General features: G+C 25.1%; 15 protein-coding genes and 3 pseudogenes. 11 read left to right on the top strand and 7 right to left on the bottom strand.

Translation table 11 applies throughout. The features are described 5' to 3' along the window. A pseudogene (locus Q1J60_RS11545) lies at positions 1-160 on the bottom strand (helix-turn-helix domain-containing protein); the annotation flags it as partial. 537 nt (positions 161-697) lie between these two features. Here Q1J60_RS11545 and dptF point away from each other — a divergent pair. Genes dptF through Q1J60_RS11525 form a run of 4 tightly spaced genes read left to right on the top strand, consistent with a single transcriptional unit; the run spans position 698 to position 10,829 of the window. Continuing rightward, positions 698-2,485: a DNA phosphorothioation-dependent restriction protein DptF gene (gene dptF / locus Q1J60_RS11540; RefSeq protein ID WP_300262348.1), complete on the top strand. Its 1,788-nt coding sequence runs from the start codon at positions 698-700 to the stop codon at positions 2,483-2,485. A 2-nt stretch (positions 2,486-2,487) separates the two neighbouring features. After that, positions 2,488-3,876: a DNA phosphorothioation-dependent restriction protein DptG gene (gene dptG, locus Q1J60_RS11535; RefSeq protein ID WP_300262345.1), complete on the top strand. Its 1,389-nt coding sequence runs from the start codon at positions 2,488-2,490 to the stop codon at positions 3,874-3,876. Then, positions 3,857-9,037: a DNA phosphorothioation-dependent restriction protein DptH gene (dptH, locus tag Q1J60_RS11530; protein ID WP_300262343.1), complete on the top strand. Its 5,181-nt coding sequence runs from the start codon at positions 3,857-3,859 to the stop codon at positions 9,035-9,037. Before dptG ends, dptH begins: the two co-directional genes overlap by 20 nt. A 19-nt stretch (positions 9,038-9,056) precedes the next feature. Continuing rightward, positions 9,057-10,829, top strand: a complete 1,773-nt coding sequence (locus tag Q1J60_RS11525; RefSeq protein WP_300262340.1) for a DUF262 domain-containing protein — start codon at positions 9,057-9,059, stop codon at positions 10,827-10,829. A gap of 56 nt (positions 10,830-10,885) precedes the next feature. On the opposite strand, the gene Q1J60_RS11520 is transcribed toward Q1J60_RS11525, so the two are convergent. From Q1J60_RS11520 to Q1J60_RS11495, 6 genes are all read right to left on the bottom strand, one after another. Next, complete coding sequence (locus Q1J60_RS11520; RefSeq protein ID WP_300262337.1) at positions 10,886-12,076, bottom strand: cysteine desulfurase family protein; 1,191 nt, start codon at positions 12,074-12,076, stop codon at positions 10,886-10,888. Continuing rightward, on the bottom strand, positions 12,073-12,462 hold the full coding sequence (locus Q1J60_RS11515) for a DndE family protein (protein WP_300262334.1): 390 nt from the start codon (positions 12,460-12,462) through the stop codon (positions 12,073-12,075). The genes Q1J60_RS11520 and Q1J60_RS11515 overlap by 4 nt, the downstream gene beginning before the upstream one ends. Before the next feature lie 2 nt (positions 12,463-12,464). Continuing rightward, the gene (gene dndD, locus Q1J60_RS11510) at positions 12,465-14,621 is read right to left on the bottom strand and encodes a DNA sulfur modification protein DndD (RefSeq protein WP_300262331.1); all 2,157 of its coding nucleotides are present in this window, start codon (positions 14,619-14,621) and stop codon (positions 12,465-12,467) included. Further along, a complete protein-coding gene (gene dndC, locus Q1J60_RS11505) occupies positions 14,611-16,236 on the bottom strand; it encodes a DNA phosphorothioation system sulfurtransferase DndC (protein ID WP_300262328.1) in 1,626 nt (541 codons plus the stop codon). The genes dndD and dndC overlap by 11 nt, the downstream gene beginning before the upstream one ends. Further along, positions 16,229-17,329 carry a DNA sulfur modification protein DndB gene (dndB, locus tag Q1J60_RS11500; protein ID WP_300262326.1) on the bottom strand — a complete coding sequence of 367 codons (1,101 nt, stop codon included), beginning with the start codon at positions 17,327-17,329 and terminating at the stop codon, positions 16,229-16,231. The genes dndC and dndB overlap by 8 nt, the downstream gene beginning before the upstream one ends. 298 nt (positions 17,330-17,627) lie before the next feature. Next, positions 17,628-19,982 (bottom strand): SH3 domain-containing protein, encoded by a 2,355-nt coding sequence (locus Q1J60_RS11495; protein WP_300262323.1) that lies wholly within the window; start codon positions 19,980-19,982, stop codon positions 17,628-17,630. A 138-nt stretch (positions 19,983-20,120) separates the two neighbouring features. Between Q1J60_RS11495 and Q1J60_RS11490 the strand changes: the two genes are divergently transcribed. The 7 genes and pseudogenes from Q1J60_RS11490 to Q1J60_RS11460 all read left to right on the top strand — a co-directional run bounded on the left by Q1J60_RS11490 (position 20,121) and on the right by Q1J60_RS11460 (position 25,102). Beyond that, positions 20,121-20,258, top strand: coding sequence for a 4Fe-4S binding protein (locus Q1J60_RS11490; RefSeq protein ID WP_300262320.1), 138 nt, complete (start codon positions 20,121-20,123; stop codon positions 20,256-20,258). Positions 20,259-20,533: 275 nt separating this feature from the next. Next, positions 20,534-20,845, top strand: a pseudogene (locus Q1J60_RS11485) (iron-sulfur cluster-binding protein); the annotation flags it as partial. Then, positions 20,842-21,382 (top strand): annotated as a pseudogene (locus tag Q1J60_RS11480) (hypothetical protein); the annotation flags it as partial. The pseudogenes Q1J60_RS11485 and Q1J60_RS11480, both read left to right, overlap by 4 nt. A gap of 24 nt (positions 21,383-21,406) precedes the next feature. Continuing rightward, positions 21,407-21,745 (top strand): hypothetical protein, encoded by a 339-nt coding sequence (locus Q1J60_RS11475; RefSeq protein ID WP_300262318.1) that lies wholly within the window; start codon positions 21,407-21,409, stop codon positions 21,743-21,745. Between the two features lie 146 nt (positions 21,746-21,891). Further along, positions 21,892-22,614 (top strand): Bax inhibitor-1/YccA family protein, encoded by a 723-nt coding sequence (locus Q1J60_RS11470; RefSeq protein WP_300262316.1) that lies wholly within the window; start codon positions 21,892-21,894, stop codon positions 22,612-22,614. A 322-nt stretch (positions 22,615-22,936) separates the two neighbouring features. After that, complete coding sequence (locus Q1J60_RS11465; protein ID WP_300262314.1) at positions 22,937-23,920, top strand: hypothetical protein; 984 nt, start codon at positions 22,937-22,939, stop codon at positions 23,918-23,920. A gap of 9 nt (positions 23,921-23,929) precedes the next feature. Continuing rightward, complete coding sequence (locus Q1J60_RS11460) at positions 23,930-25,102, top strand: hypothetical protein (RefSeq protein ID WP_300262311.1); 1,173 nt, start codon at positions 23,930-23,932, stop codon at positions 25,100-25,102. The last annotated feature ends 132 nt before the right edge of the window (positions 25,103-25,234 follow it).

Raw genomic sequence — 25,234 nt, 5'->3', positions numbered from 1 at the left:
GCGTATTTCGTTTAAAACGGTATTTATAGGTCTATTTAGTTCTTTTGCTATTTTGTAAGCTGAAAAGCCATTTTTAAGACATATTTCAACTATCATACGCTCTTTCATATTTAAGTGTTTATTTTTTTCTTGACTCTGTGCTATGATTTTGATAGTCCATGGTGATTATCTTCTGTGTGTTTTATTTTTTGTTGCGATTAAATCATAACACAGGTTAATCCACCATGGATTTTTTATTTAGTTCAATTTCATTTTACAATTAATCAGTTAAATATCAGGTGGAAAAGATGAGTATACAGATTATATAGTTGAAATGAATGGATAGTTTTACATAGATAGAATTTTTAATGATGTTGATTTTGAACAGTTTAAAAATAGTAAGAGTAAAATAGCGAAATTATTTAAATCAGAGGAGGAGCTCTTTAATTAAGTAATTCAATATGAAATAAAAAGTATAAATGATTATGAGGAGTATCTTAAAAAGTTATAGATATTTGTTATTATTAAAAGGTGGTTTTAAACTATCTTTTAATTTTATGCTTAATTATAAATATGTAATTAATACAAGGAATTGGACAATTGAACGTAGAGATTTTATAATAAGAATATATTATTGGTTTTTATAGAATTTTTTGAAAGAATTATTGGATTTTTTATAATAAATAACTAAAAAAATTAGATATAAAGGAGAATTTAAGTGGACTTTAATGCTGGTATCGATTCTAATAATAAAATACAAGAGTTAAACAAAAAATGCTTAATAGATGAATTAGCTAAATTAAAGGAATCTTCTAAAGAAGCTGTAGAAGGATTAAATAGTTTTAGTGATTTTAAAAAATATATGCATATAGAAAGAAATGTTCAAAGTAAACTTGAAGAGCTTATAATAAATGTTTCTAAAAGTGACAACTCACAACTTATATTGGTTTGTGGTAGTGTAGGAGATGGTAAATCACATTTAATATCTTATTTTAAAGATAAATATCCTGAGGTTATTTCAAAGTTTAAACTTCATAACGATGCTACAGAAAGTTTAGAACCTAATCAAACTTCTATGGATACTTTAAATAATGTGCTAGATGAATTTAGTGATGAAAAAATTGATTTAAGTAATCAAAAATTCATATTAGCTATAAATCTTGGAACTTTGAATAATTTTATTGATTCTAAATATGGTTCAAGATTTACTAAATTAAAACAGTATGTAGATAAAAATAAGATACTTGAACAGGCTATAGTTGAGAATGATTTTGATCCAGGGAGTAATATTCAATTCGTAAATTTTTGTGATTATCATATATATACAATAGAATATGGTAAAATTAAATCTAAATATATAAAAGATTTACTTGGAAAACTTACGAATAAATCAGATTTAAATTGTTTTTATAAATCATATAAAGAAAATTGTACAAATTGTTCAATTGCAAAAGCATGTCCTATAAAAGTAAATTATGAGCTTTTAAGTGATGATGATATTCAAAAAAGTATTGTGGAGTTGCTTGTTCAAGTAATAATTAAGAATAAAATTATAATATCAACTAGAGCTTTATTGAATTTTTTACATGACATATTAATATCTAGAACGTATATAGATATTAATTCACCAATGTTTAAAAAAAAAATAGAAGGACTAAAAGCAAAAGAATATATAGATTCATTAATGCCTAATATATTATTTAGTCATAAAGAACTATCACCAATATTTGAGGGTTTAAATAAATTAGATCCATTAAATATGAGGACCGAAGCTTTAGATGATTTTGTTATTAAGTTTAATAACTCAACTAATTTAATTGAATTATTTGATGAAAATATTGATTATCCATCAGCTTTTCTAGGTAATATTAATACTGAAACAGAGATAATAAATAAAGTAAAAGTTGATTTATTAAAATTATTTATTAGAAGTTATTTACTGTATGGAAAAAATGATTTATTTTCACTAAAAGATGATATTTATTATGAGTTTGTAACAAACCTTTATTATTGGAATAAAGGAGAAAAAGCCAAGCTTAAAGATTTATATAGATTTATAAAGAATGGAATTTTAAAATGGAATGGAGAAGCTGATAAAGATAGTATAAATATTTTTATTGGAAAAAATCAAAATAAATATAAGGTTAGTGAAGAAATTGAATTTAAAGCTGATATAAGTAATTTACCAAGTAATAAAGATAATGAATTAATAAAATTCTTAAATACTATGGAAATTAAGTTTAAAAGTAATAGACTAGAAGTTTCAGAAATAATAGATGTAGATTATTCATTGTATAAATTATTAAAAAAGGTTAATGATGGATATAGACCAAATAAAAAAGATAAAAATCAATTTGTTAAATTTGTTGAATTTATAAATAAATTAGATGCTGCTGGTTCTCAAGATGAAAGCCTTTTATTTACAGAAAAAAATAGAGATAACAATAAAAAATATAGATTACAATATGATGACGAATTTGAGATGTATAGATTTGTGGAGATTTAAAAATGAATGAATTTAGTAATTACAAAGTAGATATAGAGCAGTTTGATAAGGATTTTAAGTTTACAGAAAAGGGATTAACTCATAAACAAGGAGCTAAATATAAACTTCTACCATATGTAGCTAATGAAAAGGCATTAGTTTATGATTTTTCAGGAGTTCTTGGAAGTTTTTCTAGATTTATTTCAAACAAAGAAATAAAGGGAGATTTTAATTGTGAAGAATTTATAGAAGAAGTTTCAGAGCAAATTGGTGAATATGAAGGAGATTTAAGTGAAGAGACATTTAAAGATATAGTAAAGACAATGTTTATAGAAGATGAGAATTTAGTTAACTTTGATATTAGAACATTAAATTATATAAGTTCAACAAATTCAGACGAAAAAATGGCCAAATTTTTATACTCAGTATTAATTGATGAAAATGTTAAAAAAGAAGCATTATTCTATTATGATACTGAAATAAAAAATATATTAAACAAATTAGTATTAAAAGCATTGCCAACATTAAAAGAAAAAGAATATAACATAGATGAATATAAATGTTATGTTCCTTATGTAAAGGATATGTTTATAAAAGACTTTAGCTTTTTAATAAAGAATGAAGAATTGTATAAGAATTCTTTAAAAAGGTTATTAGAATATTACTATATGTTTTATGTTTCACAATTAAGTATAAAATTAAATAAATTTGAAAATGCCGAATTAGATAAAGTTGAAAAAATTTATTATACATTGTCTTGGGAAAGTATTTCAAAAAATAGAACTGGATATAGACTTGGTTGGAACTTATTAAAGAATGAAATTAACTCTTTATTTTCTCATGCTATAACATTGGAGATATTAAATACAAATAATAGCGATGAACAGCTTGGTTATTTAGAATTAGTAGAAGTTTATAATAATTTAGATAAATATGAGTTAGAAAGTAATTTAGAAGAAGTTATAGATAAGTATCAAAATCAAATAAAAGATGTTTCATGGGATGAGTTTAAAGTAACTTCAAAACAAAGTTCGGTTAATGGTTTTGATAAGGTGTATAAACTTTATGATTCTTTAGAATATCAATTTGAAAAAAAAGATACTAGAAATAGGGCTTATAAAGCTTATAGAAATTGGTTTGTAAAGTTTGTTGAAAAGAATTTTGCAAAGAGAAGAGGTTCTTTAGGGTACAATTTAAATTTAACTGAAGAAGATATAATTTTAATGACAAAAATTTGCATAAATAATAATAAAAAGCTTAAATTAAATGTTTTATTTGAAGAGTTTGAAAAAAGAGGATTATTCTTTGATATGGACTCAAGCAAAAAAATAATTCAATTGTACGAAAAATTAAACTTACTAGAAAAGAAATCAGATAGTGGGGATGCACAATATGTTAGATCAATTTTATAGTTATTTATCAGAAAGAATTTTAGAATTTTTTAAAGATAATCCTTTAAATTCAGGAGCAAAATATAATATTCAATTTGAAACTGAAGAACAAGTGAGAACTTTATATAATATTTTAAAGGAAAATACTTTAAGTGAAACTTATGAATATAAAGATGGAAATGGAAATATTAAGTATAAATCATATAAATTAAATTTTCAAAATGGTAAGGATTTAATAGTAGCGGCTACTATTGATAATGTTCAACCAGACTTTTTAACTAGACTTAGAAACATGGTTGGGCATGAAAAAGGGTATGAGAATAAAGGAATACTATTTATTCACAATACAACATTAGATAGCATTATAGGTGGTACTGAATCTTTCTCAAAGGAAGGTATGCCATTTCATGTTAATTATATTCAAAATAATATTAAAGAGAAAATTTTAAATAATAATCTTAGTAAAGTGGACAAGGTTATTGTTGAAAAGGATCTAGAAAGAAAGAAAAATTCTATTTTCCAAGATAATAATTCTATTTTTGAATATAAAGAAATATTAGAAATAATAAATAAAGGCTATATAGCTAAAAATGAGTATAGAAATTTTGGTTTATTTTATGATAGTACATTGGGAAATTTGTCAGGAAAAGAACTTAAAAATAAAATAAGTGAAAATGCTCTATATTTTAGCAGAGTAGATGAAATACATAATTATGGTAATCCAGAAACTCAATTAGAAAAATACTTTGATGATAAAGGAATTGATAAATTAAAATCTGATGACTGGAAAGATGTTAATTATAATTATGTTAAAAAATCTGCTGAAGATAAAAAGCAAATAAAACCTCTAGAGTATATTGGATCTTCCTTAGGGTGGGATAAAGAAGAGGGAACTTCTAAGTCTAAATCAAGAATTAGAAATATAATAATTTTTAACGAAGATAACTTAGAGGAAATAAATTTAGAATTTACTTTTGATGGAAAACTAAAAAAAGAATATATTAATGAAAAAGCAATAATAGGTGATTTGGAAGCTACTACTTATGATAGAAAATTAAAAGTTACTCTAAAGATTGATGAATTTAATTCAAAATTCTATAAAGTTGTTTATAATCCAGAAAAAATTAAATTTGAATTCAAAATAGTAGTTTTAAATATTAATAAAAACTACTTAGAATGGATAAAGTCTAAATATTCATTAGTTGTTAAGAAAAATTATAACTATATTTCTATAAATACAAATGAATCAAGTATTATATTTAATGAATTTGGAGAAGAAGAAGGCTTTTATGAGTTGATTTGCAATAATGAACAGATTGATATTAACCCACAAGAATTAATGAAAATTAAAATATCAGAAGATTTTAATTATGAGAATGATGAAGAGCTTATTAGATTTAATGCTAAGATTGAAAATGAAATTATACCTTTTGGAATAATAGGTACAAATCAAACATTAGAATATGCAACAGGAATAAAAGTACTAAAATTAAAAAGAGAAAAGAAAACAGATTTTAAATATATTGGAGACACTAAGTTAGGTTTTGGAACTAAAGAATATTTAATAAGAGATGAATTTAGGAAAAATCTTGCTTTAGAAAAACAAATAATAGAAGATGGAGGTTTTTATTTTCTTGAAAACCAAGAAGGATTAGAAAGTATTGATATTTCAATATATCCTAAAGTTAGAGAAGCTTATTCTAATATTTTAGAGTATTATAAAAAATCTGAAAAATTACCTAGTTTGACTTATTTAAGTGATGAAGTGAAATTATTATATGGTGACTTTATAAGGGTTTATTTGGAAGCTTTAAATTCAATTCATGAAGCAGGATATTTAAATAATGAAGAGAAAAACCTTTTAAAATTAGGAGCAATAAAAAGAGAAATAGAAGATAAAGAATTAATTTTCACACCATTACATCCTTTAAATATAGCTTACCAATTAAAAATAAATAATGATCTTGGGGATGAAGAGTTATCTGATGAAATTATTAAAAGATTTACTTCAACATATCTTTTACCATATATAGTTGGAGAAGATAAAGATTTACTATACATCCCAATGGAGCAATTACATTCTCCAGAATGGAAGTATTATGTTGATGAAAAATTACCAAGATATAAGGGTTCTAGAGAATTTGTATCTAAACTTGTTACAGAAAAAATTGAAGAGTTTGTAGACCATTTTAAATATTTATTTAATATGTCTGAAAATGCTACAATTAGACTAAATTTAATAAATACAGGTGATAGTAAGGAGATTCTTCAAGGAATTTTTAAATATTACGTAAAAAAACTTAAAGCAGGAGATTCTATACTTCCTATAGATTTATTTATATACTCAGATAAGAATATAACAAATGCCTTTGAAGAGATTGCTTTTAATGAAGATATATCAAGTATAAAAGGATTATATGGCATAGACTTAAGAGTTGATAATATGTCTGAAGAGGATGTTCTTAATCTTTATAGAGAAAAAGTCAAGTTCTATACCAAAAAAATTCAAGATGAAATAGAATATGCACATATTACATTTTTAGAGATGAGCGATGATATAAAAACAATAATATCAAATATGAGTGATATACCATCAGGAGTAATATTAAATGGTGAAATATCTGGAATTCCATCAGTATTTTTAGGGGATTCTTATAGAACAGGATTTGGTACTAAATATACAAATGTAGATACAGAATTAATGAATGTTGCTATTAAACTTAATGCTTTAAATACAGCTTCTAATGGAGATCCATTTGATAGCAATAGGTGTAAAGCTATTTCAGTTTCTAATGAAAGTAAATATTCACTAGATAATATATATAATTCAAGTCATTGGGTTACATTTATAAATCCAAAAGTTGATTTAAATTTCTTTAAAAATGATCCTAATGCAAAAGATTTATTAATAATACATTATAGCGATCAATATACAACTGCTGGAGGATATGATGCAATAACTGTAACTAGAAAATCAACTCCATATCAAAGAGTAATAGAAGAATTTTTAGATAATAATTATATAGAAAATTCTAAAGAATTTTCACCAATGATAATAAATATGTTTAATGCTATAAATGGAGATTGGTTATTAAGAATGCTATCTAGTAAATCATATTTCCCTAAAGAAAAAATAAGTATACTTTCAGCTATAAAATTAGCATTAGCTAAGTTTAAAAATGAAAATATAACATGGATTCCAATATCATTAGAAGAAATTTTAAGAGTTTCTGGTGGTGTAGGTTTAAAGCAATCAGACGGGTTTTTCTCTGTTAAAAATTTAGGATTTGATAATAATGGTGCTACAAGTGATGATATATTGTTAGTTGGAATAGAAGAAAGAAATGATGATGTTTTTGTTCACTATTATCCTATAGAAGTAAAAATAGGTATAAATGATGATAGTTACATAGAGAAGGGCATAACTCAAGCTAAAAAAACTAAAAGTCTTCTTAAAGAAATCTTATTACTTAAAGAAGGAGAAAAACATTTAAATAAAAAAAGAGTATATAGAAATTTCTTAATGCAATTAATAGTTTCTAGTGCAGAAAAGCTAAATTTATATGGAGTATGTGATAATCAAAATTTAGAGAAGATAATAGATTCGGATTTAAGAAGAAAATTACTAAATGAAGAATACACAATAATTGATTCAATGGATGAAATTATAGGTCAAGCTGCTGTAGTATCATTTAAAAATGGTGCAACTAAAAATACTTCTAAGATAATAAATGATGTTATGCTTATAGAAATGCAATCACAATATGGAATGCAGTTTATAACCAAAACAGTTAGCGAAATTGAAGAATTAATTCCTAAAGTTGATTTTTCAGAAGTAGAAAATGTTGAATATGTAAATGATCAAAGTGTAGATAATAAAGAAATTATTGATGATACAGAAAATAAAAATAGCATAAAAAAAGAGATTGTTTATAATGATAAAGTAGAAGAAATAGTTAAAATAAGTGAAAATGGTTCAGAAAATTGTAAACAAACAATAGCTTGCTATAATAGCAAAGTAGAAGAAGAAAGAAATATGGAAATAATATTTGGAACTAATGAAAAAAACAATAGAAAAATAATTTTTTATCCAAATGATACTAACAAAGTTCTTCACACTAATACTGGAATAATAGGCACTATGGGAACTGGAAAAACTCAGTTTACCAAATCTGTAATTACTCAAATTCATAGAGAATCAAACCATAATGTTTATGGAAAAGATATTGGAATTCTTATTTTTGACTATAAAGGAGATTATAACAAGTCAAAAAAAGATTTTATAGAGGCTACAGATGCTAAAGTTTTTGAATTATATAGTTTACCATTTAATCCATTATCAGTAATAAAGGGGCCAAACTCAAAGCCAATGCTTCCACTTCATACTGCTAATAGTTTAAAAGAAACTATTACAAAAGGATTTAGACTTGGTAATAAGCAAGAGACAGTGCTAAGAGAACTTATAATGGAAGCTTATAAAAAAAGAGGAATTATCAAGAATAATCAAGAAACTTGGAATAAACCAGCACCAACATTAAAAGATGTTTATGATGTTTATGAGTCAAGAGAAGACTTGAAAAAAGATGATAGTTTATATTCTGCTTTAAGTAATCTTATAGATTTTGAAATATTTGAACCAGATCCATTTAAAACCAAGAGTTTATTTGAAATTATAGATGGGGTTACAGTAATAGATTTATCAGGATATGATGAAGGAATACAAAATCTAGTTGTGGCAATTACATTAGACTTATTTTATGCTCAAATGCAAGCAGGTGGACATAGTAAAATAGAAGGTAACTTAAGACAGTTAAATAAAATAATATTAGTTGATGAAGCAGACAATTTCTTAAGTAAAGATTTTACAGCTTTAAAGAAGATACTAAAAGAAGGAAGAGAATTTGGTGTAGGAACAATACTTTCAACTCAATTACTAACTCATTTTTCAACAGATAAGAATGACTACGCTAATTATATATTAAACTGGGTTGTTCATAGAGTTGATGATTTAAATAATAGAGATGTTAAAAAGTTGTTCAACGCTCAAAGTAAACAGGAAGAAGATAAGATAGTAACAACTATAAAAGGTTTAGCAAAACATCATAGTTTAGTTAAAATAGGTGATAGTGAAAGACCTTCATTTATGAAAGATTTAGCTTTTTGGGAGTTATTAAAAAATTAAAGAGGAGATAAAAAATATAATGAAAATAGATGCAGATGGATGTACTTTAAGAGGAATTTTAAAGGAAGATATAATATATGAAATTCCAGACTATCAAAGAACTTATTCATGGAGTGAAAATCATATAGATGATTTATTTAATGATATATATTCAGTTATAGAAAGCAAAAATAATCATTTTGTAGGAACAATTGTGTTTAATTCAGAAAGAAAAGACGACGAAAAAGTGTTGGAAGTTATTGATGGTCAACAAAGGTTAACAACAATAATGATTACTCTTTATGTTATAAGAAGATTTTACAGTGAAAAAATTTTTTCAAAAGAAGATTCAATTAATCATAGATTAAGCAATATTCAAAAATTACTTGAATTTTCAAATGATGATGGAGAAGTTATAGGGTTAAAATTAAATTTAGGAGTAGTAAATAGAGAGTTTTTTAAAGAATACATTGTTAATGGATGGGATAAAGATAAAGATTATTTAGAATGTATAAAGAATAAGTTTAAAAATAAAGGGGATTTAAAGGCAAATGAAAAAATTGTAAAGGCATATGATTATATCTATTATATGGTTAAGAACAAAATTGGTTATATAGAGAAAAGTTATGATAATTATGATGATATAAAAAATATATATGACAAATTAAGAAAACTTCATGATGCTATATTAGATAAGCTAGAAGTTGTGTATATAGAAGTAAAGAATGATGTTGATGCTTTTTTAATTTTTGAAACGCTTAATGAACGTGGGTTAGAGCTTTCATCTGTAGATTTGATTAAAAATAAACTATTTAAAAATTGTTCCAATAAAAATGATTTTGAAGAATTAAAAAAGAAGTGGACAGAAATTACATCTACAATAGAAGATAACAAAGAGTTAAAGAACTTTATAAGATATTACTGGATATCAAAATATAATTTTGTACGAACTCAAGATTTATTTAAAGATATAAAAAATTATTTAGGAAAAGACTATGAAAAAGCCAAAAATATGATAAATGATTTAGATAAATTGTCTAGATATTATAAATTATTAATAGATCCTAATGAGAATATTATAGAAAATAAAAATTTAATTAATGTTTTAAGAGAAACTAAGGAATTGAAATTTAATTCCCATTTTCCAATTTTAATTGCAGCTCTTAAAAAATATGATTATAAAATCAATAATCAAGATTTTTATAAAGTAGCAAAATTATGTTTGAATTTTTTAATAAGGTATATTTCTATTTTAAAAAAGAAAGCAACAGCAATAGAAAAGTTATTTGGAGAAATTGCTAGAGAATTTAGTATAGACAAATTATGCTATGAATTTAACAAATATGCTAAAGATAATGAATTTCAAAATGCGATTGAAATTATAGAAGTTAAGCAAAAGCCATATTCAACATATTATTTGTTAATAGAATATGAAAAAAGCTTGCATTCAAATGAAGAATGGATTGCGCCTGGAAGAAAAAGTGTTACTATTGAGCATATATTACCTCAAACAGTATCTGAGTCTAAACAATCTGGTAAAAAATGGATAGAGGTTTTTGGAGATAAGGAAAAATGTGATTTATACCTTAATAGATTAGGTAATCTTACTTTATTAGGGCCAAAAGCACAAAGCAAAACATCAAATAAATTTTTTGATAAAAAACAAGATGTATATAAAGAATATACTGATATGTTTATGACTAAAGAATTATTAGAATATGATAAGTGGGGTATTGAAGAAATTGAAAAAAGACAAAAAGAAATGGCTAAAAAATTTGTAGAAATTTTCACTTTAGATATTAAAAAATTATAAATTAATATTACTGTTATAAATAGAAAGACATGTAGAAATTTTCTACATGTCTTTAATTAAATATTAAGTTTTGATATATCATCAATACGTGAACTTTTGTTTAAACTAATTCTAATAAAGTGATTAGTATAATTGGCTTTTCCAATCTTTTGTATAACATATGATGGTTCACCAATTCCACAAGCAGAACCTGCTGAAATAGCTATTTTAGCAGCTAAATTTTTTATTAGCATCTCATTTATTACATTTGGTATAATTATACCTATTACACCTGGTATTTTATTTTCAGGATCTCCTAAAAACTCTATTTCAGGATATTTTTGTTTTAAAATTTTTTTAGTTTCTTCTTCAAGTTTAAGTATTTTTCTTATGTAATTATCCATGTCTCTTTTTGCAATTTCACAAGCTTTCCCGAATCCTATTATGTTATGAACTCCATGAGTTCCAGCTCTATATCCAAATTCTTGTTGACCACCATGTATAAGAGAGGTCATTTTGTAATTGTTAAAACTTTCTTGTCTTATAAAAGAAGCTCCAACGCCTTTAGGTCCATAAATCTTATGGGCAGAAAAGGATAAAAAGTCTACTGGAGTTTTCTTTACATCTATAGAAACTTTTCCTAATACTTGTGTTGCATCAGAATGTATAAGTATATTATTATCTTTGGCAATCTTAGAAAGAGAGTTTATATTATTTAAAGATCCAATTTCATTGTTACCCCATATAAAAGAAGCTAAAATAGTATTTTCTTTTATAGAATTTTTAAAACTTTCATCAGTAACTTGACCATATTCATTAACGGGTAAGAAACTTACTTCAAAACCTCTATCAATTTTTTTAGTAGTTTTTTTCTTTTTTAGAAATTGACTTGCAATTGTTTTATCTGGATTATTCCAAAATACATCACCATTTAAAAACTTACATGTTTGTAAAACTGATTTATGTTCTACAGTTGAAGTTATAATATGATTTCCTTTATCTTCATAAAATTTAAGATAATCAGAAACACCTTTTATAATCATATTATTACTTTCAGAAGCACCACTTGTGAAAATAATTTCTTTTGCGTTTGCATTAATTAAATTAGCTAATTGCTCTCTAGCGTTTTCTACAGCTTTTTCTGCATTAACAGCTAATGTGTAGTGTCTACTAGAAGGATTACCATATTCTTCTTTTAAATACGGTAACATCGCTTCCAAAACTTCTGGGTCAATTGGAGTAGTAGCACTATTATCTAGATATATCATATACTATCATCTCCTTCATCAAGTATCTTAGTTATAAATTTTTCTAAGTTACCCCCTGAGTATTTATATTTATTATAAAGAAGTTCAGCACCTCTATCCATATGAAGTTTCATATAAGTAGGATAGTAGTCATCATCTGAAATATGTCTACCTAAATTCATTTCAATAAGAGCTTTAAATACAGCATCAAATTCACCAGTAACAGTAGATCTTTGTAGTTCAAGACCATTCGTATCATTATTTTTATAATACTCAATTGATTTCTCATGATTTAAAGACATTGAAACAGCTATTTTACTTAAAATAAATGGTTTAAGGTTTGAACTTCCAGTCAATTCTTCAAATATTTCTTTTGTTCTTTTTGATGTTTTTAATCTAAATCCCATAATTACACCTCAAAATATCCTTTTTTAACTTCTGTCTTTCTTAAGTTTGTGTTGTAAACAAGTAGATATTCATTACATACATAAGGCTTAACAACTTGATATAAGTCATTATCAATTTCTTTGTTAGTTGAAAGTATAATAACTTGTTTACTTATGTTAGGTAGATAAGTTGTTGTCAAAGCGTTTCTATGAGTTTCATCTATACGTGCATATGGTGTATCAATTATAAATGGTATTTCTACACTTGAACTCTTTATAATAGCCCAAATTAAACAAAGTATATAAATTTGTTTTTCTCCTTTTGAAAAATCATTTATATTAACTTTTGAACTTAGAGAAATATATTGAACTAAAGAAAGTTGTTCAAGTTTTTTAGTTAAACTTTTATAGTTTGGCACATTAAAATGATTAAATAAATCATCTATAAATTTTGGACCGTATTTCTTTTCAGTTCCTTCGAATCCAAGGTTAGTTAATATATTTAATATTTCATTTGTATCATATTCTTTATTTATATAAAGAGTAGAGTTAAATGAATCATCAATCACTATACTATTTACATAGTTGTCTTTTCTTATAATATTTTTAAATATACTTATAAATTCATTTTCTATAGCATCAATTTTATCTCTAGTAATATTTTTTAAAAGTTTATCTAAATAGCTAATTATATTAGATGACATTTCTAAAATATTGTTATTTTTTAATAATGAAGTAAGTTCATTTTTAGCTCTTGTTAAATGGTATTCTTTTAAAGATAATTGAGCGTTTTTCTCTTCAAGTTTAGCTTTTGAAGAAGTTATTATATTTTCATATTGACTTATTTCCTTGTTTAAAACAGAACTCTTTTCTAAATAACTATTTAAAAAATCACCTGAAACTGTTGAATTAAGTTTTTCTCTTAAAATCTTAATACTTAATGAAATTCCTTTAAGTCTAGTGAATTTTGATAATATATCAAATTTTAAATCATTACTTTTACCTAATACATTATTAATTATAATATTAATTAAACTTTTATCTTCATTTGAAAGTTCTAGAATATTAGATATATCATTCATTTTATCTATTTCAAACATTTCATTTAAAAGAGTTAAGGCTATTTCATCATAATTAACATTATTATGTTTAGGTAAATGTTTGTTTAGTGTTGATTTTATAATGTTACCAGATAACTTTTTACTTATACTATTAAATGAAATAAGTGAATCTTCTTCATCAATTTGCTTCTTAGTATTTTTTAATAGTTTAGAGACTATTAAAAATGGAAGAGTATCATTACAGAAATCTTTAATTTCTTGATTTATTTCTGTACGTTCAGATTCAAGCTTGTTAATCTCTGAATTTAACAATAATCTTTCCTCTTCAAAAATACCACCACTATTTCTAAAATCATCTTCGGAATTTTGTTTTCTTATATAAAGATCATCCAGTAGAGATTCGTTATTAAAAATTATATTTTCAAGTTCTGATATATTATTTTTAAATTCATGTGTTTGAGATAAAAGCTCATAATATCTAGCTTGAGCTTCATCTAAATTTTTATTTGATTTAGAATGTGTTCTTTGATAAGAAAGCAATTGTTTTTTCAATACATCAAAGGTATCATAGTTGAAAAGTTCAAGTACAGATTCTTTTAAGTTCGAACTTGATGATTTACCAACAAAGAAATCACTTAACTCTTCACCATCAAAGAAGAAAAAGTCGAATAGTGAAGGAGGTAAAACTGATTTTAGATATTTGTCGAAATAAAGTTTGTCATCTTCAGAAAGTTCATTATTATTTAAAAATACTTTGAATTCTTCATTTAATTTATGATTTTTATATCTCCATATACGTTTTAGATAATAATTTTTAATTTCTGTTCCTTCTTTAAAGGAAAGAGTTAATCCTATAAATGATTCTATATCTTCATTTTTAAATGCATTATCATTAATATTATTTTTAATTTTAGTTTGGTAATTATAATTATTACCAAGGTAACCATAAGTTGTAGGACCATATATACAAAGCTTAATTGCTTCAAATAGAGTAGATTTACCAGCTCCATTTTCACCACCAATTAAAACTATGTTTTTATTACCATTTGGAGTAAATGAGAAGGTAGTTTCGTCTTCGTATGATCTAAAGTTTTTAAGTGTTATATTATTAATTATCATTGTCTATCTCCTCAACTAAACTTTTGTGTAAATGTTTTTGATTTAATAATTTGCTTATAGATTTATCTAGTATGGTTTTATTTGTAAAATGTTTATATTTATTGCTTTCTATAAGTAATTTATTAATTAAATCTTCTGGAATATCTGTTTCTACACATAAATTAGATATTGTTTCTAATGTAGAATTATCAAAAATAGGTTTTTTATAATCATCCCAAGGAAGTCTATTCCCTGTTTTGTTATAATAAATTTCAACTAAGCTTCTACGAGTTAAATCTTCCTCGTTATCCCAAATTTTATCTATTGCTTCTAACTCTTGAATTGTTATTAAATCAAGGTCATATGACTCTTGGATTTTAGATTGAGTTTCAAGTAATTTTTCAAGAATAAGTTTTCTAGCTTTAAAATTAAATGGACCATAACCAACAACATTTATGAATTCACCTTTTGAATCAGATTGAATTTTACTAAGATCTAATTTAATATCTTCACCATATTCAATTGTTGGAATTAGTTCAAGGAATATTTTATCTTTATCTGTTGATTTTTTATTTAAAAATTCATCAGTTTCTCTAGATCTAACTAAATCTATATAACCTTCATTATTTTCTTTATCAAAGAATAGATGATTTTTATCAATAATATAATCATTTAGTAAAGGCATTTTGTCTAAGTAAAGTTTTTTATAATAATGATTTCCATCTCTTCTATATTGTTGCCTATATTCATGTTTATCACGTATGCTTAATAGCCAACTTCTAAAATCAAGTAGTGGTTTAAGTTCAGTTTCTCCGCTTTCTATAAATCCAGTTAATGATTTATCTTCTTTTACAACAGTACAAATCCAACAACCAAATCTAGAATTTCCGCAAGATGGTGTCTCTGAATCGTTTGTTACAGTGAAAGGACATTCTCCACCTTCACCACCCATATAAAGGGCAAATAAATCATTATTATTAGTTCCCCATGGAGTTTCACCATTATTTGAAAGTAGAATAGCCCAAACATCATCAGTTGTAAGTTCAACAATAGGATTATAAACATAAGTATTCTGTAGAGTCACATGAGGAGTTAATAAATAACCTTCAATTTCTCTATTTTTTATTCTAATTCCTCTTGCTATACTTTCAGATTTTCTAACACCAAGTAATACAACAACCTCACCATTTTCTTTGACTTTATCTTCGATAAATTTATTAGAAGGTTTGATTTTTAATCTTTCAGTACACCATCTAAATCTAATAGAAGTAGGGGTTGGAAGACCCTTACCAATTACATTAGCCCAAAATGTATTATTATAATCTGGGTGTATCATATCGGTATATAAAGGTAATCCTAAATTTTTAGCACCTTCATTTATGTATTTTGAGTTTTGTTGTAAATAAGATAATACTATAGGATTTTCAATTAATGTATCTGATGAAATTACATAAACAGGTTTATGTCTTTCTTCTTTTGGTAAGTTTTGAAGCATCTTAAATGCTAATAAAACAACAGTAGTACTATCTTTTCCACCACTATATCCTATAACCCAAGGTCTTGAATCATTTTTATACACACGAGTCATTTCATCTAGTATATTATTAATTTTATCATTTATATTTAAACTATTCATTTTTATTTTCCTTCTGCTTTCTATATGAATTTTCTAATTCTAATTCATCTTTATTAAGTTCAAGACCAAGCTTTAATTTTATAAAGTTTGTTGTGAGCTTTATGTAATTAGAATTTTTTACTATACGTCCGTTAGTTCCAATAGCACGATTACCCCAATCTTCTAGATTAGATCTATTCCAATTAATTTCATTTAGTTTAATCATATATTCTTGCCAATTAGATTTATTTTTTCTGAAAAGACAATTTCCTATAACACCTAGAGATTCAAGAATTACAGCATTAGAACTAATATAAGATTTTCTAAAGATACTTGGGCTAATTTCTTTATTAAAAACAAATTGCCATTCTTTCATATTTGTACATAAGCAATCCCAAAATTCATATACAAATTTTTGAGTAGATTCATCCTTAGGATTAAGTTTACAAAGTAGCTTTTTATTTGTTTCATTTATACTACTTAATGTAAATAGTTTGTTTGAATACTTAGACAAAGAGGGCTGTTCCCTATCTGTAAAATATTTCAGAAAATTATTTTTTTCAATAAGTGATTTAGTGGTTAAGGCAATTGGATCTCTAGAATCATATAAAATACCTATTGATTTTGAAACATTAACAGCATGCTTATTTAAATCAGCAAATATCTGTTGACTTCTATTAAGTCCTTCATCTATAAATAAAACTACTGATATAGTTTCGCTACTTAATTCAGTTGAAACTTTTAAAGCTTCCTCAATAGCTGCTCTTCTATGCTGACCGTCATTAATTAATAATCTACTATCCATGGACACTTGCAAAGTTCCAATATTTTCATTTGAAGCTTTTTCAAAGGGTTCAAATGAAAATTCACCATCAATTGATGCTGTAACAGAAGAAAATACATAGTCATTAGGATTATCAATCATATAGGATGTTATTTCAGGTATTCTAGATTTATTTAACAATCTTTGTGCACGATATTCTGGAGGTAGTTCATCATCATTAAAAATAAATAACTTTGATAGTACAGATAAAGGACACATAATTACGAAAAACTCTCTAGATGCCTGAATTCCTTTAAGTGCTGGAAATTTATAAAAGAAATTATTATCCATTTTTAACCTCCTTACGTACGTAATCATAGTAATTATTATATCAAAAAAATATATATGAGTAAATTAAAGAATTTATAGCAATTATGATTTTATATAAGGATATAATGGTTTAAGTTATATTTAAATAAAAGAAAAGGAGTATATCAAAATATAAATAAAGTTATTTTGATATACTCCTTTTCTATAAAAGACTTGAATTTGTGACGAGTTTTATTTAGGTTGATTTATGAGTAAAATCAATCTGTCATAATACTATAACTAAATTTAATAAGTCTTATTAATTTCTATTTATAATATTTTAAACAATAAATCTGCTAGAACACCAACCTATGTTTCCATTATATCTAACTTTATACCAATCTCCATTTTTCTCTAAGATTTCAACCCTATGGCCATTACCCATTACAGTCAATCTAGAAGAAGTAGAGGAGTCTTTAGATGAGTGTAGCCATAATCCTCCATTAGCTTTTATATGGGCTGACTTTAATGACATTTCACTAATATTTGATTGAGCTAGATGAGCTGGTTTACTTTCTTCCACAACATTACTTTGTGATGTTACTGGATTAGTTAGGAATTTACTTGCACACCAACCTGTATTTCCATTGTAGTCAACTTTAAACCAACAACCACTTTCTTCTAAAACTCTTACCTTTGACCCTTTGTTCATTATAGTTATTCTAGAAGAAGCAGAAGAGTCTTTAGTAGAGTGTAACCATAAACCACCATTAGCTTTTATGTAAGATGTTTTTATGCTACTACTAGTAACAGGTTTAATTACTTGAACTGTCTTATTTTTCTCTATATGTTTACTTTGTGAGTTTTCAGAGATAACAGTTTTGTTACTTAAGAATTGGCTTGAGCACCAACCCATAGTTCCATTGTAGTTAACCTTATACCAAGAATCGCTTTCATCTAAAATATCAACTTTTTCTCCATTACCCATTATTGTAATTCTAGAAGAAGCAGAGGAGTCTTTAGTAGAGTGTAGCCATAAACCACCATTTGCCTTTACAGATGCTCTTTTAACATTGGTTAAAACTGGTTTACTTTCCTCAGTAGATTTAGAATCATTAGTTTTACTTTCTTCTACAGCTTTACTAGGAGTATTTGCTTTAATTTCTTCTGTTTTATTAGATTCAGCTTGGTTAACTACTTTACTTTTATGAGAAGTAGGTTCACTTAAGTACTTGCTTGCACAGAAACCAGTTTTACCATTGTAATTAACCTTAAACCAATCTCCACTTTCTTCTAAGATTGTAACCTTTTCACCATTATCCATAATTGCTAATCTAGAAGAGATATAGGAATCCTTAGAAGAGTGTAACCATAGTCCACCATTAGCTTTTACATAAGCAGTTTTAACAGTTGTCAAAGCAGGTTTGCTTGTTTCAGATTCTTTGTTATCTTTACTTTCTTCCAAAGTTTTATTAGGTGTAGTAGGCTTACTTTCTTCTACTTTTTTATTAGATTCTTTAGATGGAGCCTCTTTTTCTTCTAAGAAGTTAGTATATCTATTGCTTATGTAAGCTTTTTTTCCATTATAAAGAACTTCATACCATCCATTTGATGCTCTACCAGTTACAGTTAATTTATCTCCACCCTTAGCTAGTACTACAGGATTAATCCCTTCAGTAGTAGGGAATGGTTTTTCATTAACATAAACATCTTGCTTAGCTGTTACAGTACCCTTTAAGGATTTAACTGTATAATTATGATTCTTTGAGATAACAGGATTTGATGTTACAATGTTTGTTTTAACAATGTCAGAATTTTCATTTCCTTTTGAAGAATTTCCTTTATATTTGTAGTATCTTGTAGCTTTATATTGTCTATTCCATCCATTTTCTTTAGTAGGAGCTTGTCCATTTAAATTACGATGGGCATATGCATCTCCATAGGTATAAGCTTCATTTCCCATTACATAGGCAATACCATTTGCTTTATCCTTCCAGCCCATAAAACACATTGTGTGATATTCACCTGCAAAGATAATATCTCCCTTTTGAAGATTTGAAAAATCTCTGTGCATTTCCCAGTTATTATTTTCTAGCCAGTTCCAAAGGTTAGAAGTATAACCAATATGACTTGGAACAGGTACTCCTATTGCTCTTAAACAAGCACCTTGAAAGAAAACGCAAGTGTTGCTAGAATCACCATTATGCAAACGAATAGCTTCATTCATTGCATTAGATTGATTACTTCTAACACTTTCATATTCATATAATCTTCTATTAACATCTGAAGCAAATTCATTTGAGTTAGTAGATAAATTTTCAGAAGAATTCTTTAAATCTTTTTTAACAGGTAATTTTATTTCTTTTATAACAGGTTTTTGATTTTTTATCTCTTCTTTAATTTCATAAGAACTTTTCTTTTCACTTGTATCTTCTTTAACTTTACTTTCAGTTTTAACTTTAGCTTTATTTTCTTCTTTTGAGTCAACTTTAGCTTTACTTTTTTCTTCAATTTTAGGCTCAGTTTTTTTCTCAATTTCTAAATTATCATTACTATTTGTCTGTTTTTCATCTTTGATTGGGAGCTTAGTTTCTTTTGTATTTTTAACTACAGCAACATTAGAATTAGATAAGTCAATATTAATCTTATCGTTTGGTGGTTGTTGCTGTTGTTGTTGAACTATTGCTACCGCCATAAAAATCATCTCCTATTTTCTTAAATTTAAAATAGTGTATAATACTTAATTTTTTCATATAATTATACCACAATTAAAAATGTTAATAAATAATTAAATACTTATCAATAAAATATATTGATAAGTTATGCATTATAAATGCTTACTTTTAAAATAAGAAATTCAACTTTAAATTGTTTTAGAGGAGATATTATGTGCTGTGTAATTGTAAATGGAAAAGTTATAAGAAATGAAGATCTTTGTATAGGGTGTGGAGAATGTATAGAAGCATATTAAACAAGAGCATTTATTCGTTCAAAAGAAAGTTATTGTAGAGTTTTAATAGGAGGAAGAACAAGTAAAATATTAAATGAAAAGAAGTGGTTACAAAAATAAACAATAAGTTATTACAAAAACAATTAGATGAGTGGAAAAAAGAAAATAAATAGGATTAAGGAATAAAATTAAATAATAATAAATAAAAATGTAAAGTAGACTAGTCTACTTTGTTTTTTTGTGAAAAATATATTATTTTTGGAGGAATTATTAGTATGGCAAGATTTACTTTACCAATAGAAGATTTAGTGATAAATAGGGGCATAAATTATAATAGAGCAATTGTAATTGGGCCTATTATAATGATGAAGTTTATGTGTGAACTTACAAAGGAATTAAACATTCCTACTACGGTAAGTTTAAATCCAATAATGGTTGATGGAACTGGAATGTGTGGTGCTTGTAGGGTTACAGTAGGTGGAGAAGTTAAGTTTGTATGTGTTGATGGACCAGAATTTAATGGCCATTTAGTAGATTTTGATGAATCGATTAGAAGACAAGCTATTTATAGAACAGAAGAAGGACGAGCTTTTTTAAAACTTAAATAAAAAAAGGTGATTTTTCATCCTCATTTCAGGAATTATCAAAATATAATGCTTTACCTGCTGTATGTGGTAGGGTTTGTCCACAAGAATCTCAATGTGAAGGAAGGTGTGTTTTAGGAATAAAGGCAGAGGCAGTAGCTATTGGTCAATCAGCAAATGAAATTTTAACTAGGGTAAATCTTATGAAGGCTTTTAAAAATAAAAGTAATACTCAAGTGTGTGAGAATGAAACTTGGAGAAGAGGATTCTTCAGGAAGAAGAAGACCTGTTGAAATTGAAAAGTCAGAATTTGTTATGGGTGTAGATAGTGTAATAATGTCCTTAGAAACTTCACCTAATCCACTAATAGCTAATGCAACAAATGGATTAAAAACTAATAAGAGATGATGTCTCCTTGTAGATGAAGAAAGTTTAAGTACTTCCTTAAATGGAATTTATGCTGGAGGAGATGCTGTTACAGGAGCAGTCACAGTTATTCTTGTTATGGGAGCTGGAAAGAAAGCTGCAAAGTCTATTGATTCATATTTAAGAAAAGGATAGTAAATAATAAAGGATGAGTTTCATATGAAATTTCAAAAAAATAAAGTGACCCTGTTAATTTTTGGTATTATAGTAATTTCAATAACAATAATTGCCTATATATTAAGACCTATGAATTTATTTAGTTTTATTTTATTTTTAATTTATGTATTTTTAGAAATATTTTTATTTAGACTTTGGATATTAAGCACTTATGGGTTTATTTGCATTAATTGTGGTAATACTTTTAATATAGGAATAATGAAAAGACTTTTATTTTTTAATAAAAATAAAAAATGTCCAAAATGTAAAAGTACAAATATAATAAAGGAATATCTTTGGAGTTATTGTTTAAATCAGTGGAATGATTTAGATGAGGATTAATGAATTTAGATAAATTAATATTCCATTATTGAAGTATAAATTTAAATTAAGTTATATTTTAGTTATAAATGAAACGTATTTGACATATTTTTATTTTATAATTTACAATATAATAAATTACTTATATTTATATAGGAGGTAGAAACATGAGAAGAGAATCAAATCCTGCATTAGCAGCTGGATTTGAAAAGGCTGTTAGTGATGGAACAACCATGACTGTTAGAGGAACTATAGTAAAAATATTAATAATGACGGCTATTTTAGGTGTTGCTTTTGTTTATAGTTGGATAGCTTTTCAAAATCCAGATGTGAATTATAAAAGTGCTTTAGTGGTTTCACTAGGAGGATCATTAATTTTAGGACTAGTAACATCATTCATACCAAAGGTTGCACAGTTTACAGCAGTTTTCTATGCTGCTTTTGAAGGTGTTCTTTTAGGATCTATATCAAGATACTTTGAAAGTGTTTTTCCTGGAATAGTATTTCCAGCTATGCTTTTAACAATAGTATGCTTAGTTGCTACAGTACTTATATATAGAAGAACTCCAGATATAGCTAGCAGAATTAGCAGAGGAGTTTTCATAGCTATAATATCAATTGGAGCTATTTACTTATTAGGAATGGTACTTAGTTTCTTTGGAATAGTATTACCTATATATGGTTCAGGAATAATTGGTATAGGATTTAGTTTATTTGTTGTTGCTGTTGCTACAGCAAGTTTAATAGTGGACTATGATTTCATATTAAAAGCTTCACAATATGGATATCCAAAATATATGGAATGGTATGGAGCTTTTGGGTTAATGGTAACTTTAATATGGTTATATACTCAAATACTAAATCTTTTATCTAAATTTTCAGATAACTAATATAAAAAAATAATAAATATAAATAAGAAGCTTAGATCAAATTTAATAAAAATTGTTTTTATAAGCTTCTTATTTTTTGCCCTATTTTAGATTAATCTCTAAAATAGGGCTATTTATTTAATTAAATTTTATAAAGTTAGCAATACATAAATAAAAAGTAAATTATTTCAAATAGACACCTTTAAGTATTTACATATATGGTAAATAAAGTATAATTATTATAAAGAGAACTTGAATTTTATGCCTTGTAATGAAGAGATTTAGTAATAAATGAAGTTTTATGGTATATAAACTCATATTAGTAGTGGGTTAGGAGGAAGTTATGGAGAATAGGCACGAAGATAACTTAATAGATGAATTTAATGAATTGGTTTCAGAAATAAGTAAATCAGTCTTTGAGAAATCTATTTATAGGGATTTAAAACTTACGGAAGAAAATTTAATAAAGACTCTTACAAGTACTTCAGAAAAAACTGCTACAATAAATAGAAATAACTTAATAAGTTTACAAAATAATTTAAAGGTAATATTAGATGAAGCTATATCTGACTTTAATTTAGGAGTTGAACAAGGGGAAGAAACCTTTGAGAAAAAAGCTAATGAATTTTTAAAAAATATAGAAGATGTATCTTCTAAGTCGAGAGAAAACATTTACGAATTAAAAGAGAAAGCAAAGGAAACTTATGATGAAATAGAAAAGTTAAATAAGCAAGTAGAAGGTATAAATAAAAATATAGGACAATTATCAGAGGAAGAAGGTATTCAAAATATAGCTACTCTACAAAGAAGAGCTAAAGAATTAAGTGAAAATATAAAGGCAAATAGGGATATAGCTAAAGAGCATGTAGAAAAAATAGAAGAGATGGATAAAATGCTAAAAGGTGAATGCTTAAGAGTTATGAATTGCGTAAATAAACTAGAAAATAGATTAAAGATAGATAAGAGTGAAATTAGAGACAATTTCTTAGGATTTAAAGAATATATGGGAGATGGATTTGAAGAAATAAATTATAATATTAAATTAGAATTTAATGAAATAAAAGACAGTTTAGAAGAAGGAAATACCAATATGAATAACTCTATGGAATTATTAAATAGTGATATAGCTAAATATAATGTTGATGTAATAGATTCAATAAGAAGGCTTGGGGAGAGAGTTAATAATTTAGAGAGAAAAATATCTAGTATAAATAATGATATTGAGGAACAATTTTTTTATGAAGAATTAAAGAGTGAGTTAGATAAAAAATATTACTTTTTAGTAGCTAGTATAGTAATTATAGGCACTTTAGCAATTTTATTTTAGGAGAAAGCTATGTTGGTTAAGAAATATGAAATGAAAGTTTATAAGGATAAAGAAGAAAATAATGTTCTTTATAATTCATCAAATTTAAATGAGAAGTTTTTAAAGTTATATAGGGATATAAAACAATATGAAAGAGAAAATAAAATATTAATAATGACTTTGAGATTAAGGAAATATATAGAGAATTTAAAAATAGAGTTAGAATCCTTAGAAAATTTTGCTAGTAGTAATTATGAGAATAATAAAATAAATTCTTTTTTGAAGGGAGCTAAGAGAAAATTTAAAGAGATAGATATAAAAATGAACTCTATAAGCAAAGAAGATTTTAAAAATTTAGAATGTGAATTAATAGATGAGGTTTTATTAAATTTAAAGTATAAATTATTAGAAACTATTAAAGAGTATAATGAAGAGTTAAATAAGGATTATTTATATCATAATAAGTTAAGAATTGATTTTGGAATTCAATGTAAGGAGTTGAAAGAAAAGTTTTTAGTTGAATTAATAACTTACATAGAAAGTTCTTCTAAAAGAATTAAAGAAAATATCAATTTAAAAAGCAGAGTTGTACTAAAGGAAATAAAATTAACTTCAAAGGAAGATATTAATTTAAAATTAGTTGATATAATAAAAAATGATATTTTAGAACTAAGTGATATAAATGAGAGAATATTTAATATTTATTTAAAATATGAAAAAATAATTTATGAGAATTTTTTTGAAAGTTTAAATAAACTAGGAATAAGAGAATCAAGGAATTATGACTTATATAAGTGTGAAAAGGTTGATTATAAATCCTTAAATAAGCGATTTTTTAAGCTAATACAATTTTTCAATAAAGGTTTTTTAAAAAATAAAATTTTAATTGATATAGAGAAGTTCATAGGATATGAAAATATAGAAAATAAGATAGAAATAGAACTTTTATATGCCTTAGATTTATTTAAGGGAGAGTATATTAAAAGCATAGATGAATTAATTTTAAACTTTAAAGAAAGATTAGAGGAAAATATATATACTAATTTTGAAAGCAATTATGGAAATTTATTTTCAGTAGAAGATCAAAGTGAGATTTTAAATAATATGTATTTAAATTTAAAAAATATAGAATCAAGTAGCTTTAATAAGATAACTTTAATTGATTATTTAAATAATAGTAAAGAAAGTAAAAGATATATTTAATGTATCTTTTGCTTTTTTTGTATATTTTTTAAATTAAACTAAAAATATTAACATTTGATTTAAAACAAAATACAATGATTTGTCATATCAACTTTTAATTTATATAAAAATGTTGTATTATGAAAATATATA

Origin of the sequence: Clostridium sp., assembly GCF_029258205.1 — a bacterium.
Lineage (GTDB): Bacteria > Bacillota > Clostridia > Clostridiales > Clostridiaceae > Sarcina.
This window is presented reverse-complemented; position numbering and strand designations above follow the sequence as displayed.